The sequence below is a fragment of the Paenibacillus sp. B2(2019) genome, from assembly GCF_008370385.1.
Taxonomy (GTDB): domain Bacteria; phylum Bacillota; class Bacilli; order Paenibacillales; family Paenibacillaceae; genus Paenibacillus_AQ.
The window spans coordinates 878,450-891,887 of record NZ_VTZR01000002.1 but is presented as its reverse complement, the minus strand read 5'-3'; the positions used below and the strand labels follow the sequence as shown (position 1 = coordinate 891,887).

General features: G+C 38.2%; 19 protein-coding genes. 1 reads left to right on the top strand and 18 read right to left on the bottom strand.

Annotated features, from left to right (window positions below):
* Positions 1–16: 16 nt before the first annotated feature.
* The 6 genes from PAENI_RS04510 to PAENI_RS04485 form a co-directional block, all read right to left on the bottom strand.
* Complete coding sequence (locus PAENI_RS04510; RefSeq protein WP_042127373.1) at positions 17–913, bottom strand: carbohydrate ABC transporter permease; 897 nt, start codon at positions 911–913, stop codon at positions 17–19.
* A gap of 29 nt (positions 914–942) precedes the next feature.
* A complete protein-coding gene (locus PAENI_RS04505) occupies positions 943–1,911 on the bottom strand; it encodes an ABC transporter permease (protein WP_042127372.1) in 969 nt (322 codons plus the stop codon).
* 263 nt (positions 1,912–2,174) lie between these two features.
* Complete coding sequence (locus PAENI_RS04500) at positions 2,175–3,395, bottom strand: FAD-dependent oxidoreductase (protein ID WP_149644377.1); 1,221 nt, start codon at positions 3,393–3,395, stop codon at positions 2,175–2,177.
* 82 nt (positions 3,396–3,477) lie between these two features.
* Complete coding sequence (locus PAENI_RS04495) at positions 3,478–4,038, bottom strand: YeeE/YedE thiosulfate transporter family protein (protein ID WP_262495494.1); 561 nt, start codon at positions 4,036–4,038, stop codon at positions 3,478–3,480.
* Between the two features lie 22 nt (positions 4,039–4,060).
* Positions 4,061–4,288: a sulfurtransferase TusA family protein gene (locus PAENI_RS04490; RefSeq protein WP_036678256.1), complete on the bottom strand. Its 228-nt coding sequence runs from the start codon at positions 4,286–4,288 to the stop codon at positions 4,061–4,063.
* A 65-nt stretch (positions 4,289–4,353) separates the two neighbouring features.
* The gene (locus PAENI_RS04485; protein WP_042187846.1) at positions 4,354–5,043 is read right to left on the bottom strand and encodes a YeeE/YedE thiosulfate transporter family protein; all 690 of its coding nucleotides are present in this window, start codon (positions 5,041–5,043) and stop codon (positions 4,354–4,356) included.
* 174 nt (positions 5,044–5,217) lie between these two features.
* Here PAENI_RS04485 and PAENI_RS04480 point away from each other — a divergent pair, with 174 nt between their 5' ends.
* A complete protein-coding gene (locus PAENI_RS04480) occupies positions 5,218–6,102 on the top strand; it encodes a LysR family transcriptional regulator (protein ID WP_149644376.1) in 885 nt (294 codons plus the stop codon).
* A 2-nt stretch (positions 6,103–6,104) separates the two neighbouring features.
* Here PAENI_RS04480 and PAENI_RS04475 read toward each other — a convergent pair whose 3' ends face one another.
* From PAENI_RS04475 to PAENI_RS04420, 12 genes are all read right to left on the bottom strand, one after another.
* Positions 6,105–6,320, bottom strand: coding sequence for a sulfurtransferase TusA family protein (locus PAENI_RS04475; protein ID WP_149644375.1), 216 nt, complete (start codon positions 6,318–6,320; stop codon positions 6,105–6,107).
* A 33-nt stretch (positions 6,321–6,353) separates the two neighbouring features.
* Complete coding sequence (locus tag PAENI_RS04470) at positions 6,354–6,788, bottom strand: NUDIX hydrolase (RefSeq protein ID WP_262495493.1); 435 nt, start codon at positions 6,786–6,788, stop codon at positions 6,354–6,356.
* The gene (locus PAENI_RS04465) at positions 6,779–7,672 is read right to left on the bottom strand and encodes a PhzF family phenazine biosynthesis isomerase (protein ID WP_149644374.1); all 894 of its coding nucleotides are present in this window, start codon (positions 7,670–7,672) and stop codon (positions 6,779–6,781) included. Before PAENI_RS04465 ends, PAENI_RS04470 begins: the two co-directional genes overlap by 10 nt.
* A 43-nt stretch (positions 7,673–7,715) precedes the next feature.
* A complete protein-coding gene (locus PAENI_RS04460) occupies positions 7,716–8,447 on the bottom strand; it encodes a DUF5071 domain-containing protein (protein ID WP_188114472.1) in 732 nt (243 codons plus the stop codon).
* A gap of 26 nt (positions 8,448–8,473) precedes the next feature.
* Complete coding sequence (locus PAENI_RS04455; RefSeq protein ID WP_149644372.1) at positions 8,474–8,881, bottom strand: DUF7674 family protein; 408 nt, start codon at positions 8,879–8,881, stop codon at positions 8,474–8,476.
* 108 nt (positions 8,882–8,989) lie between these two features.
* Positions 8,990–9,430: a hypothetical protein gene (locus tag PAENI_RS31745; RefSeq protein WP_188114471.1), complete on the bottom strand. Its 441-nt coding sequence runs from the start codon at positions 9,428–9,430 to the stop codon at positions 8,990–8,992.
* Between the two features lie 9 nt (positions 9,431–9,439).
* Positions 9,440–10,150 (bottom strand): hypothetical protein, encoded by a 711-nt coding sequence (locus tag PAENI_RS04445; RefSeq protein ID WP_149644371.1) that lies wholly within the window; start codon positions 10,148–10,150, stop codon positions 9,440–9,442.
* A gap of 10 nt (positions 10,151–10,160) precedes the next feature.
* Positions 10,161–10,706 (bottom strand): TlpA family protein disulfide reductase, encoded by a 546-nt coding sequence (locus tag PAENI_RS04440; protein WP_149644370.1) that lies wholly within the window; start codon positions 10,704–10,706, stop codon positions 10,161–10,163.
* 105 nt (positions 10,707–10,811) lie between these two features.
* Positions 10,812–11,339: a ClbS/DfsB family four-helix bundle protein gene (locus tag PAENI_RS04435; RefSeq protein ID WP_149644369.1), complete on the bottom strand. Its 528-nt coding sequence runs from the start codon at positions 11,337–11,339 to the stop codon at positions 10,812–10,814.
* Positions 11,340–11,369: 30 nt separating this feature from the next.
* On the bottom strand, positions 11,370–11,876 hold the full coding sequence (locus PAENI_RS04430; protein ID WP_188114469.1) for a DUF2569 domain-containing protein: 507 nt from the start codon (positions 11,874–11,876) through the stop codon (positions 11,370–11,372).
* A gap of 46 nt (positions 11,877–11,922) precedes the next feature.
* Complete coding sequence (locus PAENI_RS04425) at positions 11,923–12,780, bottom strand: S66 family peptidase (protein WP_149644367.1); 858 nt, start codon at positions 12,778–12,780, stop codon at positions 11,923–11,925.
* 20 nt (positions 12,781–12,800) lie between these two features.
* Positions 12,801–13,436 carry a pyridoxamine 5'-phosphate oxidase family protein gene (locus PAENI_RS04420; RefSeq protein ID WP_149644366.1) on the bottom strand — a complete coding sequence of 212 codons (636 nt, stop codon included), beginning with the start codon at positions 13,434–13,436 and terminating at the stop codon, positions 12,801–12,803.
* Between the last annotated feature and the right edge of the window lie 2 nt (positions 13,437–13,438).

The following is a 13,438-nucleotide window of genomic DNA, read 5'->3' as shown; positions in this document are numbered from 1 at the left end:
ATCTCATTCTATCATCCTACTCTTTCAATGATCCGACCAAGACACCTTTAACGAAGAATCTTTGTAGGAATGGGTATACACATACAATCGGAATGGTTGCAACCATGATCGTAGCCATCGTTAATGACTTCGACGTTATTTTCTTGGCTGAGTTAATATGAGCAATGGAACTTGCATCTACATTAGACAGCTGTTCTGAAGCAATATTAGAGAACAATATCTGTCTCAAGATGGTCTGAATCGGCATTAACTCCTCTTTCGTAATGTAAATACTCGCTACGAACCACTCATTCCAGTGATTGACTGCTGTGAACAATGATAATGTTGCGATGACTGGCCCTGACAAGGGAAGTACGATTCGGAGAAAAGTTCCCCAGTATCCGCAGCCATCAATCTTTGCTGACTCCTCTAAACCTTGCGGAAGACCTTGGAAGAAGGTCCGGAATATGATCATATTCCATACGCTGACAAGTGCAGGAATAATAAACACCCAAAATGAGTTGAAGAGGCCTAAACTTCTGATAAGCATGTATGACGGAATGAGTCCCCCACCGAAATACATTGTAATGATACACATAATCATGTAGTATTTGCGACCCATTAGTTCGCGCTTCGACATCCCATAAGCAAATATCGAAGTGGCCAATATCGCTGTTACTGTACCAATTACCGTCCGCAATGTTGCAATGACGAATCCACCCATTAAACGAGAATCTTCAAATACGATCTTATAATTCTCAAGCGTGAACTCACGGACCCAGAAAGTAATTCCGCCTTTGGAAGTATCCATCCCCTCATTAAAAGAAATCACAAGTGAATTCCAAAATGGATAAAACGCGGAGAATGCCAGTAAGGTCAAGAATACATATATGAATCCAATAAACAATCGGTCTCCTATGTTAGTACGTTTCATAATTCAGTCCCCCTATATTGAGTAATTCATTACCACAAGCTGTTTCCCGCTCTTCTGGCAATGAAATTTGCAAAGGTAAGTAATGTCACACTGATAACGGCCTTGAACAATCCGATAGCAGTCGCATAGGAGTACCTGAAGTTATCTATACCGACACGTACAACATATACATCAACTGAATCTGATACCTCTCGTAGAGCCGGATTGGAAGCAAGGATCAAAATATCTTCAAATCCTGCATTCACCAGATTACCGATCGCCAGAATCATAAAGATGATCACAACTGGCATAATGGAAGGCAACGTAATTAAATATATCTGTTTAAAGCGACTCGCACCATCCATCGAAGCAGCTTCGTATAAGTGCGGATCAATACCAGCAATGGCCGCTAAGTAAACGATCGAGGCAAATCCAATTTCCTTCCACACATTGGTTGTAACTAAAATGCCCCAGAAATATTCGGTCATAGACAGGAAGTTAATCGGTTCATCGATAAATCTCAATTTCTCAAGCAGCATATTTATACTGCCATTATCTACGGATAGCATCGAGGTAACCATCGAGCCGATAACCACCCAAGATAAGAAGTGAGGCAAGTATGTAACGGTCTGAATAACCCGTTTAAAGAACATCTTACGAACTTCGTTAAGCATTAACGCCAAAATAATCGGTGCAGGAAATCCAAAACAGAACTTCAGTAAGCTGATTATGATTGTATTTTTCATAACCACTTCAAATTCAGGAGCATTAAAGAAGTAAATAAAGTGCTTTAATCCAACCCAATCACTGCTAATAAAGCTATTACCTAACTTGTAATCTTGAAAAGCGATTAGAATACCGTACATGGGGATATAGGCAAAAATAAAAACTAAAACAAGTGCTGGCAATACCATAAGCTGTAGATCTATTTGCTTAAAAAAGCGTCTTATCCCGCTGGTCCGATGCTTGCCGAGATTCGGTCTTGATGTCTTGTCTGGTGCGACGCTTGCGTTCGCCATATGTAAGTCCTCCTAAACCTAGATTCTTATAAATAAAGCATCTTTCATGGCTTTCTCTCTTTTTGCAGCCTTGGTTCTCCTCTACTCTCCCTCCGTTGATTTGCTATCTTATGAATTAATCTTAATATCTAAGCGCTTTCAAAGGTATATGACAAAACAACTATTATTGATACTTTGACACTTTCTTGAAATAGCTCGTCCAATTTAATAAAAGCATAATTAAAAAAAGCCCTATGCAGAGATATCTGCATAGGGCTTTTCCATCAATTCGTTAGAGCATTCAATATGTTATCACTTATCTTATCTGTAATTACTCTTTGGATCTTTCCATCATCTAGATAAACAATAGAAGGAACTGAATCTATTCCTAGCTTGGCAGCAAGTCCGGGTGACTTATATACATCTACCTTTGTGACCCTGATCTCAGTATGGGATTGTTCAAACGCCTCAAAGAGTGGTAATAGCTCCCGGCAAGAAGGATCAGTTGCATTCCATAAATAAACAACGGATGGTTTTCCTTGATTTAGAATTTGATGCTCATAGGTCTCACATTCAGAGATATACTTCTCTGCACCATACCCTGCAATGGCACCATCACCGACAGCTGTAGCCACTTGCTTAAGGAACTTATCACATACATCGCCTGCTGCGAACACACCAGGTATATTTGTTTCCATTTTTTCATTGACTAGGACATATCCATTTCGATTCAACTCAACTACACCTGATAAAATTTCTGTGTTCGGCGTATATCCAATAAATAAGAAACATGAATCAACCTTTACGTTTTGCAGTTCATTAGATTTTAAATTTTTCAGGACGACAGAATTTAAGCGTTCTTCACCTTCGAAAGAACTTACCACCGTATTCCACATGAATTCCATCTTAGGGTTTTCCAGTGCTTGCGTTTTAGCAATTTCATTACAGTCCATTTTGCCATGATCATGCATAACAGAAACGATTACTTTATCTGCAAACTTGGTCAGAAACATTCCTTCTTCAATAGCTGCATCACCACTGCCAACAACCATAACCGTCTTTCCCGTATTTGCTGCAGCGTCACAGGTTGCACAGAAAGAAATTCCTTTATCATATAAGAACATATCTTCATTTGCTGCCCCGGTAATTCTTGGTTTTCCCCCACTGGCTATAATAATGACCTTGCACTCATAACGAACCCGAAAGGTCTCCACTACCTTAATATCTTCCGCTACCGAAACAGATTTTACATCTGTCATTTTAAAATCCACACCAAATTTCTTAGCTTGTTTATGAAATAATCCCATAAGGTCTGTACCGGTCGTTCCTTCAGGAAAACCAGGATAATTTTCTATTTCATTAGTATAAGTGGCAAGACCACCTACCAGTGATTTTTCCAAGAGTAGAGTCTTTAATTTTGCACGTCCACAATAGATTCCCGCTGTTAAACCAGCAGCCCCGCCACCGATAATGACGACATCATACTGTTCTGTCTTCTTTTCCATTCCTTTTGTCCCTCCTGTGAGTCTGTGCCTAAATAAAATAGGCTGACTCTCGTCAGCGCTACAAGCTCAGCCTATTTCACTTTTACATAAAGAATTTGGCTAATAATTTACTGCCTATAAATGCGCCAACCAGCAGGAACAATCCAAATATCCATCCTGAAAGCGATAAGGAAGCTATAGCCGTAAACAATGCACCAATATTACATCCATTAGCCAGTCTAGCTCCGTACCCCATGAGCAACCCACCAAGTACCGCTGCTACAACCTGCTTTTTGGACTTAATTTTCTTCAGCTTGAATTCGGAAGCAAACAAAGTCGCTGCTAAAGCACCTAATATTATCCCTAGATTTCGAATCGAACCACCATCATTCAAAAATCCGGAAGATAATGTTTTTTGTGCTTTTTCCGAACTAAAATATGCCCATTGATCTACATTTCCGCCTGCTAATCGATACAACCAAGCTCCCCAATCTGCAAAAGCGCTAGTTACTCCCCATCCTTTAGAGAAAACAGCCAGATGTGCTGTAGCGAACACAGCGAGAAGTACAGCTCCAGTTACATAAGTAAACGGTTCTTTGAGCAAGCGCTTGTAAAAGCGGTTAGACGATATCTTCAACCAGAATTCGTTCACCGTTTCCTTCACCGTCCTTTCCTAGTAACCGATCTTATTTTACCTTCTCAATAACAACTTCCCATTCTCCATCATCAACCTCTTCGATTTCCACATTATGTCCCTGTTTTCTCGCCCATTCTGGAACGTTCTTCATTGCGCAGCTATGATCAATAGCTACTACTAGTACATCACCTACATTGAGTTCAGTCATTTTCTTTTCTGTTCTCATTAACGGAACCGGACAAGCTTCTCCCATGCAATCAAGTGTAAATTCAGCCATTTTAAAAACCACCTTTATATTTTTTTGGAATAACAATAGTGAAAATATTCACGTGATAACTAAAACTAATCTGCGCTTCCCATCTTTTTCTCTTGCCATTTAACAGCTGCAATGTATAACAGAAGAATAATCAGGAACTGAACAACCAGTGCACCAAGCCAACCGAATACATCTGGCAAAAATACAGTTGGTGCATCCTTTATAACGTTAGCTCTCCACCAACCCATATCATGTGATCCCCAAAGTGAACCAATGACAAAAAACACAAGTGAAAGCATCTGCATCGTGAATCCTTCACCTACACGCATCAATGTACCCGAAGCGCATCCACCCGCGATAACCATGCCAATTCCGAATAATACAGCACCAATGATCAAAGCCAAGCTGATCTGACCCACATTATCCATCCCAGGAATCGGTTTACCTTCCAGAAACGCTGGGTACTTAATCGCTGTAAATCCGATGGTTGCAAGGGAAAAAGCAATCAGAACCGCTCTTGTAACTGAGGTGCTGCCTGTAATACAGGGATCTCTAAGTGATGCAGTAAAGCAGAAACGTGATCTTTGCAAAATAACGCCAAACGAAATACCGAAAAGCAGGTAGACAACCATTTTATCGTGGGAATGGTCTAGGAAAAAACCAAACCCAATAATGAGAGCTGTGACCAGCAACGCGATGGGCAACTGACTCTTTTTAGGTTTTCTAGGAGCTCTGGTTCGGGTTGATCTCGTTTCGGGACTTACGGTTTGCCCCATAGTCTAACACCTCCATCGTTTTTATGTAATTGACTATGTGAAAATAGTAACATACTTATTTGATCTGTGGTTATCTGCTTTCTTTATGCTGTATAAGTGTTACTAATGGCACAGATGGAGCGTAATCAAGTATGCTATAGTGTGCACTAACAGCGGACAACAGGAGGAATAAGTATGAATATGGAAACGCTTAAATTATTTTTAGATATTGCTTCATTAAAAAGTATATCTAAAGCCGCTCAGAGATCTCATATCACCCAATCCGCACTTAGTCAGCAGTTGAAATCATGGGAGAATACCCTGGGTTCTGAACTTTTTGTGAGAAGTAATAAAGGCGCTAGCCTAACCGAAGCAGGGATTATTGCGGAGAAGTACGTGGAGCAAATCTGTAAATTGTATGATGATATGATCACAGAAATCAATCATTTACAGCCAACACAACACGAGCTGTCCATTTATGCGATTCCGGAGGTCTGTAATTATGCTCTCCCTTGTACCTTGTATGAGGTGAAAAAACATTTTCCCAATTGCCATATCACTTTAAATGAAGGGGCATCGTCCTTAGTAGAAGAACGTTTACTTCTTGAAGAAGGTGATATCGGGTTTATTTCCGGTCCCTCTCCAAAATCCGAATTAAGCTCACATATGGTATTCTCAGATCAAGTTATGTTGGTGGCAAGCAATACGACCGTTTGCCCTGATAAAATCACATTGACTGAGCTACCCAATTATCCTTTAATCTGGTCCTCACAGCTTCATTGTGTGCAAAGGGCTCTGAATGCCGTGTCAGTGGGCGAGCTTAAATTAAATATACTCTTTAATCTAGACTCTCTTGAGGCGGTAAAGCTTGCTGCCATTAGAGGACATGGTCTCGCCTTTCTCCCTTACATGTCCATAAAAAAAGAGTTGTATAGTAAACAACTCAAAATCATTCCTATTGATCAGTTCCAGGTCAATAACGATGTCTACATGATAAAGAAACAAAATCAGCGCTGTGACAACGATACGAAACAATTAGTTCGATATATTGAAAAGACTTTAATAGATACTTTGTGTTGAGCCTAAACCTCAATCGTAATTTCCCATACTCCATTAATCACTTCTTGAATGGAACATTTTAGATTTGAACCACGACAGTAATCCGTGATAGAAACTTTCGCGCAGCTATGATCAGTAACTAGCATTACCTTTTCACCCTTCTGAATGGCTTTTTGATGTTTTTTTAAGATCATTACTGGTACTGGGCAGATTTCACCCAAACAATCAATTTCAATCATGAAGCTGCCTCCATTACATAGATCATTAAAGTTCTAATAATGACCCAGCATTATTTTCTTCACAAAAGGGGTTAAAGCAAGGTTGTTTAGTTGTTTGATTTCTATCCACTGTGCCCCATCAGAGTCTTGTCCGTCTCCATCGGTCTTAAGCTCAAAGTTCACATCTAACAATGAAACATTATATATGATCCCTATATGGTGTAATTCTTCTAACTGGGTATCACTGTATGGATAAATTAACGTATAGGAAATGGAATCATGTAGCAATCCTTTTAAACTTGTAATTCCGGTCTCTTCCCAAAACTCCCTCTTAAGGGCCTCATACGGCTCCTCTCCAAACTCAACAGAACCCCCTGGAAAGTCCCACTTCCCCGTATGAGGGCCTCTTGCTTTCTTAATTAGTAATACTTTATCGTTCTTCACTAAGACTCCATACACTCCAAGATGAGTATATTTTATCATCTCCATAAATCTACCTCCCCCACAAATACCGCAGTTCCAGAAATAAACACATCCATTTCACCGGATTCATTTCGATATACTTCTACATTCACCTTGCCGTCCCTACCCATTTCCAATCCCTGTTCCACATCAAATTGTATCAAGTCCAAATGCGGATCAATATATTTTAAATAATAAGCCCCCATGACTCCCGATGCTGTACCTGTTATTGGATCTTCAACGGTTCCTGAATAAGGAGATGAGAAATGTCTGGCATGCATTAAAGCGTGCGGATCAAGCGTTTGGAGTGAAAATGGGTGTACAGATGCTTTTGGAAGCTGCGTTAAAATCTCCGGAAACAACGAGTTTATCGGTTTCATTTTATTAAAGCTATCTATTCTCTTAATCGGGACTAATAGAGTCCATGCGCCAGTACAGCCATAAACAATAGGCAGATCCTCTTCTATCTCGTCAAGGGTTAAGCCTATGGCGTGTGCAAGCTTCGCTCTATCGCCGTTAAATTCAATAAACTTCGGTTGATCTTGCTTCATTTTTATTAGTAAGTGATTATTGTTGTCCATACTGAATTGGATGGGTAGCACACCCACGTTTGTTTCGATCTTTATCGAGCTAGCCTCTCCAAGAATACCCTTTGTTTTTAAAGCAAATAAAGATGCCATTGTAGCATGTCCACAAAGATTGATCTCATGGCCTGGCGTAAAATACTTAAGCCTTAAATCAGCTACATCTGATGGGACTACAAAAACTGTTTCGTTAAATCCGACCTTATGAGCTATTGATTGCATTTCACTTTCGCTTAAATGATCAGCTTCTAACACTACTCCCGCAGGATTCCCTTTGTTCGGATAAGGCGAAAAAGCATCATAATGAAGCACCTTGATGTTGTTCACTGATAAGTCTCCTTTAAATTTATTTCAGTAAAGCTTGATAACATCATGAAGTGAGAAACTCAGCTGTAAAGATTTCTATTTCTCTTAAAACTTCTTGGCGCTTTGATATCGAATTACATATATAAAAACGTTCTTTATTGTGCTCATGAAACTGTTTAATTACATTAGGCTGCTGATTGAAGAATTCTTTATAAAGAGCTTCACAATCAATTTCAGGATGAGTATCATGAAGTTCCTTGAGTTCAAATACAAGGACATCTTTTTTGCGCTGGATTATTTCACAGACCACATCTTTTGCGTATATACCGTGAGTTAATAAGATTCTTAATGCCGAAAGATCATTGGCTTTTTCCTGTGAAATCTTAATTAATTCTGCTTGTATCTGTAGGATTTGTACCGTATTCCAATGATCAATTAAATCATTAAAAATCCTGTACACCCATTCTTCATCATCACTGTGTTGATTTAGTACATCTTTTACATATGGAATCATCGGATCCCCTATTTCAAGTAAAAAAACAGCTATTTCCCCCGCACCTGGCCAATTTATATCTTGTATCCATTCAAGTAAACCCGACAATATGCTTTTCACACGTGGATATCCTAAACGTATGACTGTTTCAGCCGCTCCATCCCAATAGTCTTTTGATATAGGTTGTACTAATAAATGCAAATCTTCATCCTTTATGTATTGTAGCTTATTAATTGCATCTTTCTTTTCCTCTTCGAGTGTGCCCCAGGATAACTTTTCGATTAAATTTGATACTTCATCCACTTGATTCACCTTCTAACTTGAATTTTTCAGCTATCAAAATCAGTATTGTTCACTCTATTGTATTCTTCTACTAGCTTAATATATCGATCTTTATCCTCGTTTAACATCCATTCGAATAATCCCTGTATATCTTTAAAAATATATGGTTTTACTTTATATGGAATAGCCTGCAAGGTACTTTCATCTTCAACTAAATGTTCATAAAAGCCAACACAAATAGCATTATGCATATAAAGACTTCGCTTATATTGGTTAAAACACCACTCCGCATAATTATAAATTTTCTCCTGTTCTGACAAATCATTATTTCTATGCGCTTCTATAATTCTATCTTGAAGAAATACCAATAAAGAATAGATAGAATCATCTTTATGATTAAAATGAAACCTGAGATCATAAAACAATTCTTGGGCAATTCTTCTCCATGCACTCATAGTTATCGCTTATTCCTTTCTCTCTACGTAAATCCAAAGAAAAGCAAAAATAATTACACAAACAAAAAAACAAGTACAGAGTTATCTCATTTCACCACGCCGTTCTAGCTACAACACTGCTTTCTTCCGCTTCATTATCCAAATTATTAATAAGACGATAACCGATGTCCCCAATAATAAATACATCCAAATCGTTTTTTTAACCAATTCATCATTGGGATAATGGCCTTTATTATAAGCTTTTACAAAGATACCCTCTTGGGTCTTAATAGCAATGTAATCTTTTGGATCGGTATTGATAATTGAATAGTAGGGCGTACCTTTAGGATAAATATTCGAGAAATTCCCCCTGTACGTTCCTTCCTCATCGGAATATTTAGTTACATGCCCTATCTTCTTATCGATTTCTTCAGACGGAATGAGTTCATCGTCTGATATTTCGTAGATGTCACCTGAATAAACAACAAACGAACCGGCCCAATCCGCGGAGACCCCATGTAATGGCAATAAAGCAATTATGGCTAGAATTACAATAATGAATTTCTTCATCTCAACCTCCTAGCTTTGGGATTCGATTGATTTATAGATTGTTTTGAACTCTTTTCCATTATTTAATCCATCAATAAGCTCCACTAAACCTGACTTTCCAACGATTCCAAACCATCTATTAATTTCTGAATGGGCGATCTCATAATTTTCTTTTACATGTGAGGGTTCATAAAAGACATCTCTACTACTTAGCTCATTTATCTTGTCAAAACTTATAAACTTATCGCTGTTATATCTATAGTCAACTAAGGTAGCCAAACCTTCATCAAACCACACAGGAACCTTATCCTTATTCTTCAACCTCTTTCTTAACTCACTATGCATCAATTCATGGGCAATTACATCCGCGTTAAATCCGTCTGGACCAATAACAATGTAATTTCCCCAATAAGTATAATAAGTCTGGCCCGTTCGATTCTTCTGAGCATACTTCTCAAGAGCGTGTGGAGATTGAACAAAAAGAAGGGTTGGATTGTCTTGTAAATCTTCGAAGAACCCAGAAACTCTCTCCCTCGATTGTTCGAAATCGTTCAAAAGTATCGTTGTTGTGACCTCTGAAATATCTGGTTCTACATAAACATGCTTACCTTGCTTCTCCATACTAGAAAATTCTACCATCATTGCATTAACAGGTTGAGGATTTATCATATAGACTACAATCAGCATCAGAAGTAAAAAGGTAAAAAATGCGGTGATGATTATGGGTTTCTTTGATTTCATAAATCTCACACTAATCATAGTTTTTAATGAAAATCTTAAACGAGCTCTCAATAGCGTCAAAATCAGTCGAGCCAATAATTTGATCCATAACCTTGCCATCAGAGTTCATAAAAAACAACGCAGGAAAAGCTTGTTCACCAAAATGTTTATGGAGATCGCCTGTTTCATCTAGGAGAACGGGATAATTAATGTTGTGATCCTCCACATATTGTTTTACTTCAGAAAGATCATCTTGATAAAGCAAATTGATTCCGTATATGTTCACTCTATTTTTATATTTCTCATACAATGAGACAATCTTAGGAGCGTCGTCATTACAATAGGGACACCATGAGGTGAAAAAAACGAATACAGTGGCTTTCTCCGAGAAGTTCACTTCTATTTTGTTACCGTTCGACAACTCTTTTAGTTCAATGTTCTCAGGACTCCTGATGGATTTGGAAGAGTTGTTTACCACGACAAATATAATCGAGCTTAATGCAATCAATAATATAAATGTACTTACAATAATAGATATTTTCTTCAAAAATAATCCGTCCTTTACTAATCTATTCATCCACTGCTATACATTCTCTTCCACTAATCCTATATCCTCCATATTGATCTTGAACAGCTCAAAACAGCCCCTGCTTCAGAGATTTCTCTTAGATGGGGGCTTTATTTATACTTCCTTAGTTACATTAAGCTTTTTCCATTTACGAATCTTCGAACGAAAAGTCTTGAACGGTGCAACGGAATTAATATGAATCCATTTGACCATTGGCCATCTTGGATTGTTTCCAGTCCATTTCCGCACGCCTTGCGTAAAAAGTTCTTCATCACTTAAAGAATCAACCCAGCTCTGCCACTGATGTTCTGTCTCTTGAAATAAAGATCTTAACTCGTCTAATGAGTAGGCAGCATATGTATGATAAAACGATTGATATAATCCGCCAAGTTGATTCCATTTATACTCCGGTGAAGGCATAATGACAGTTAATCCTGCTTTTTCATCCTTATCCCATTTCATCACAAGGTTCAACCATCCCAATTGATAGGCAAGAATTTCTGCAGGAGTACGATCGACGCCTTCCATACGAGTGTCTTTTTGAGCATTCTCAATGCCTTCAAATTCAAGATCGAGAGATAGATAGGTAGTATGTATAGCATTTTTCAATACTTCTTTAGATGGGTAGTCGTGTGTAGACATCATAACTCTCCTTTATGAACCATCGCTAAATCACTTTATAAAGGTATTTTTTACACGCTCTGATTTAATAAAATACGCAATCCAAATTGCACTCGTCATCACAGGTCTAATAATATTCCGGAGTGACTTTCCAGTTTCAAGTTCTCTTATAAGAGGAATTTGTATAAGAAGTACGTAATCAATGATTCCGACTAAGGGTACCAGCACATAAAAAATAATTAATAATCGAGGTAATATCGATTTCTTCCCATAGAAATTAATTAGTATGTATACACTGAAAAGCAATATAGCTAGAGTAAATACTATTTCAAAAACAACGGTAGCTCCCCATAAAGGATGATAAAACTCTGATTCGTTTGAAGTTAAAGCAGTCCAGACTTCAGTGTCAAACATCATAGAAGTATTCTGGAAAAACTGCATGATCTGAATGACAATCGTCCCATAAAGACCAATCTGAACAAGGATTAGCCATCCCCCAAGTCCTGACACTCCTAAAGGTTTGTAATCTTTTTTCTCTTCGATTATATTTGTTTCCACGACAACGCTCCCTATTTTTACATCTAATGGATTATCAAAGGTTTCCTTATAAAGTTATAATCTCACCCACAACAATACACTTACTGTCACTACCATGCCCGATCTCGTCCGTCTTCACGATAGGAATCCCGCTGATTTCCTTCAAGTACGCTTCTACGATTGAAAATTCATTATAGCTCTCAAGCTCAGTAAACGACCCGAGAATCACTCCAGCACACTTATCAAAAATTCTAGCTTGCTGAAGCTGAGCAAATAAGGAGACGATTTTGTTAGCTCTGCCACTTAAACTCTCTAAGAATAAAATCTTGTTCGAAGGGTCTGGAAAATAACTTGTTCCTGCCAGCTTCATAAAACATCGAATATTGCCGCCAATTACAATCCCACTCATCTGGTTCCCACGGACCCAATGAAAGTCGAAATCGTAAAGATCGTTATGTCCTTCGAAAAATGTTCGATAGAAAGCAGCTTGCTGCTCCGCCCCATCAGAAGATACGAGATTCATCAACTGATAGTAATAGGATTTTGAATTACTTTGCGTATGTAAAGCGTTCAAAATAACGGACAAGTCACTCATTCCGAAAAAAGGCTTCGGATGCAATCGAATATTATCGTAGTCAAGATATTCCAAGATCTGGTTCGCAGAATCCCCACCTGAAATATCAAAAATCACAAGAATTTCATCATTATTAAATAGACGATTCAACTCCGTTGCTCTTTCCTTAGGATTGCCACTGAAATAACCATCTCTTCTAAACAAGGTGTTAGACATTACTACCTCTAGACCAACCGAGTTCAGAATTCTAATTAATTCTTCTACTTTAGGCAGGTTCTCCACTCTAACACCATCAGAACAAGCGATAAGTCCTACTTTATTCCCTGGAGTGAGTTTTAAAGCTTTGCTCATCTTAGTTAATCCTTTCATTTCTAATATAACCGATTCTCATAGCTATCCTTTAATCCCTTTGATACATCCTCTTTAGAAATCCCAAGCTCTTTTGCATGTTCTGCTATGATAACCGAAGGTTTAGGCAGCTCTGCTTTCAATGGCCAATACGTATCATCCCATAGATGTGATCTTTTAAAAGCTTTAGCACAATGCATATAACACTCTTCCACTTCAACGGCAATGCCCAATTTCGGTAGTTTACCTTGAGCCTCCATATGAACCATTATTTCTTGATCTTTGATAATCCTTGCATGTCCATTTATTCTTAGGGTTTCTTCAAGACCGGGAATAATAAATATCAAACCCACTTTTGAATTTAAAAGGATGTTGCGCAAAGAATCAAACCGTCGATTACCAGGTCGCTCAGGAATTATTAAATGTTTGTCGTCTAACACATATACAAAACCTGCAGCATCCCCACGCGGAGATACATCACAATTGCCAGCTGAATCACTTGTTGCTATAAAAAGTAACGGTGATTTGGATATATAATCTCGGCAATGATGATCGATGAAGGTTATACTCTTGTTGTTAACCAATTCACTGGGATACCCATACATTGACCTTAACTCTTCTTCAGAGTCTATAACTTCTTTGAAAATATTATGGTTCATCT

Excerpts from the sequence above, each read along its gene's own strand:
- PAENI_RS04500 (WP_149644377.1), bottom strand. The coding sequence starts at position 3,395 with ATGGAAAAGAAGACAGAACAGTATGATGTCGTCATTATCGGTGGCGGG.
- PAENI_RS04490 (WP_036678256.1), bottom strand. The coding sequence starts at position 4,288 with ATGGCTGAATTTACACTTGATTGCATGGGAGAAGCTTGTCCGGTTCCG.
- PAENI_RS04440 (WP_149644370.1), bottom strand. The coding sequence starts at position 10,706 with ATGAATAGATTAGTAAAGGACGGATTATTTTTGAAGAAAATATCTATT.
- PAENI_RS04420 (WP_149644366.1), bottom strand. The coding sequence starts at position 13,436 with ATGAACCATAATATTTTCAAAGAAGTTATAGACTCTGAAGAAGAGTTA.
- PAENI_RS31745 (WP_188114471.1), bottom strand. The coding sequence starts at position 9,430 with ATGAAGAAATTCATTATTGTAATTCTAGCCATAATTGCTTTATTGCCA.
- PAENI_RS04510 (WP_042127373.1), bottom strand. The coding sequence starts at position 913 with ATGAAACGTACTAACATAGGAGACCGATTGTTTATTGGATTCATATAT.
- PAENI_RS04455 (WP_149644372.1), bottom strand. The coding sequence starts at position 8,881 with ATGAGTGCATGGAGAAGAATTGCCCAAGAATTGTTTTATGATCTCAGG.
- PAENI_RS04485 (WP_042187846.1), bottom strand. The coding sequence starts at position 5,043 with ATGGGGCAAACCGTAAGTCCCGAAACGAGATCAACCCGAACCAGAGCT.
- PAENI_RS04435 (WP_149644369.1), bottom strand. The coding sequence starts at position 11,339 with ATGTCTACACACGACTACCCATCTAAAGAAGTATTGAAAAATGCTATA.
- PAENI_RS04480 (WP_149644376.1), top strand. The coding sequence starts at position 5,218 with ATGAATATGGAAACGCTTAAATTATTTTTAGATATTGCTTCATTAAAA.
- PAENI_RS04470 (WP_262495493.1), bottom strand. The coding sequence starts at position 6,788 with ATGGAGATGATAAAATATACTCATCTTGGAGTGTATGGAGTCTTAGTG.
- PAENI_RS04505 (WP_042127372.1), bottom strand. The coding sequence starts at position 1,911 with ATGGCGAACGCAAGCGTCGCACCAGACAAGACATCAAGACCGAATCTC.
- PAENI_RS04445 (WP_149644371.1), bottom strand. The coding sequence starts at position 10,150 with ATGAAATCAAAGAAACCCATAATCATCACCGCATTTTTTACCTTTTTA.
- PAENI_RS04425 (WP_149644367.1), bottom strand. The coding sequence starts at position 12,780 with ATGAGCAAAGCTTTAAAACTCACTCCAGGGAATAAAGTAGGACTTATC.
- PAENI_RS04475 (WP_149644375.1), bottom strand. The coding sequence starts at position 6,320 with ATGATTGAAATTGATTGTTTGGGTGAAATCTGCCCAGTACCAGTAATG.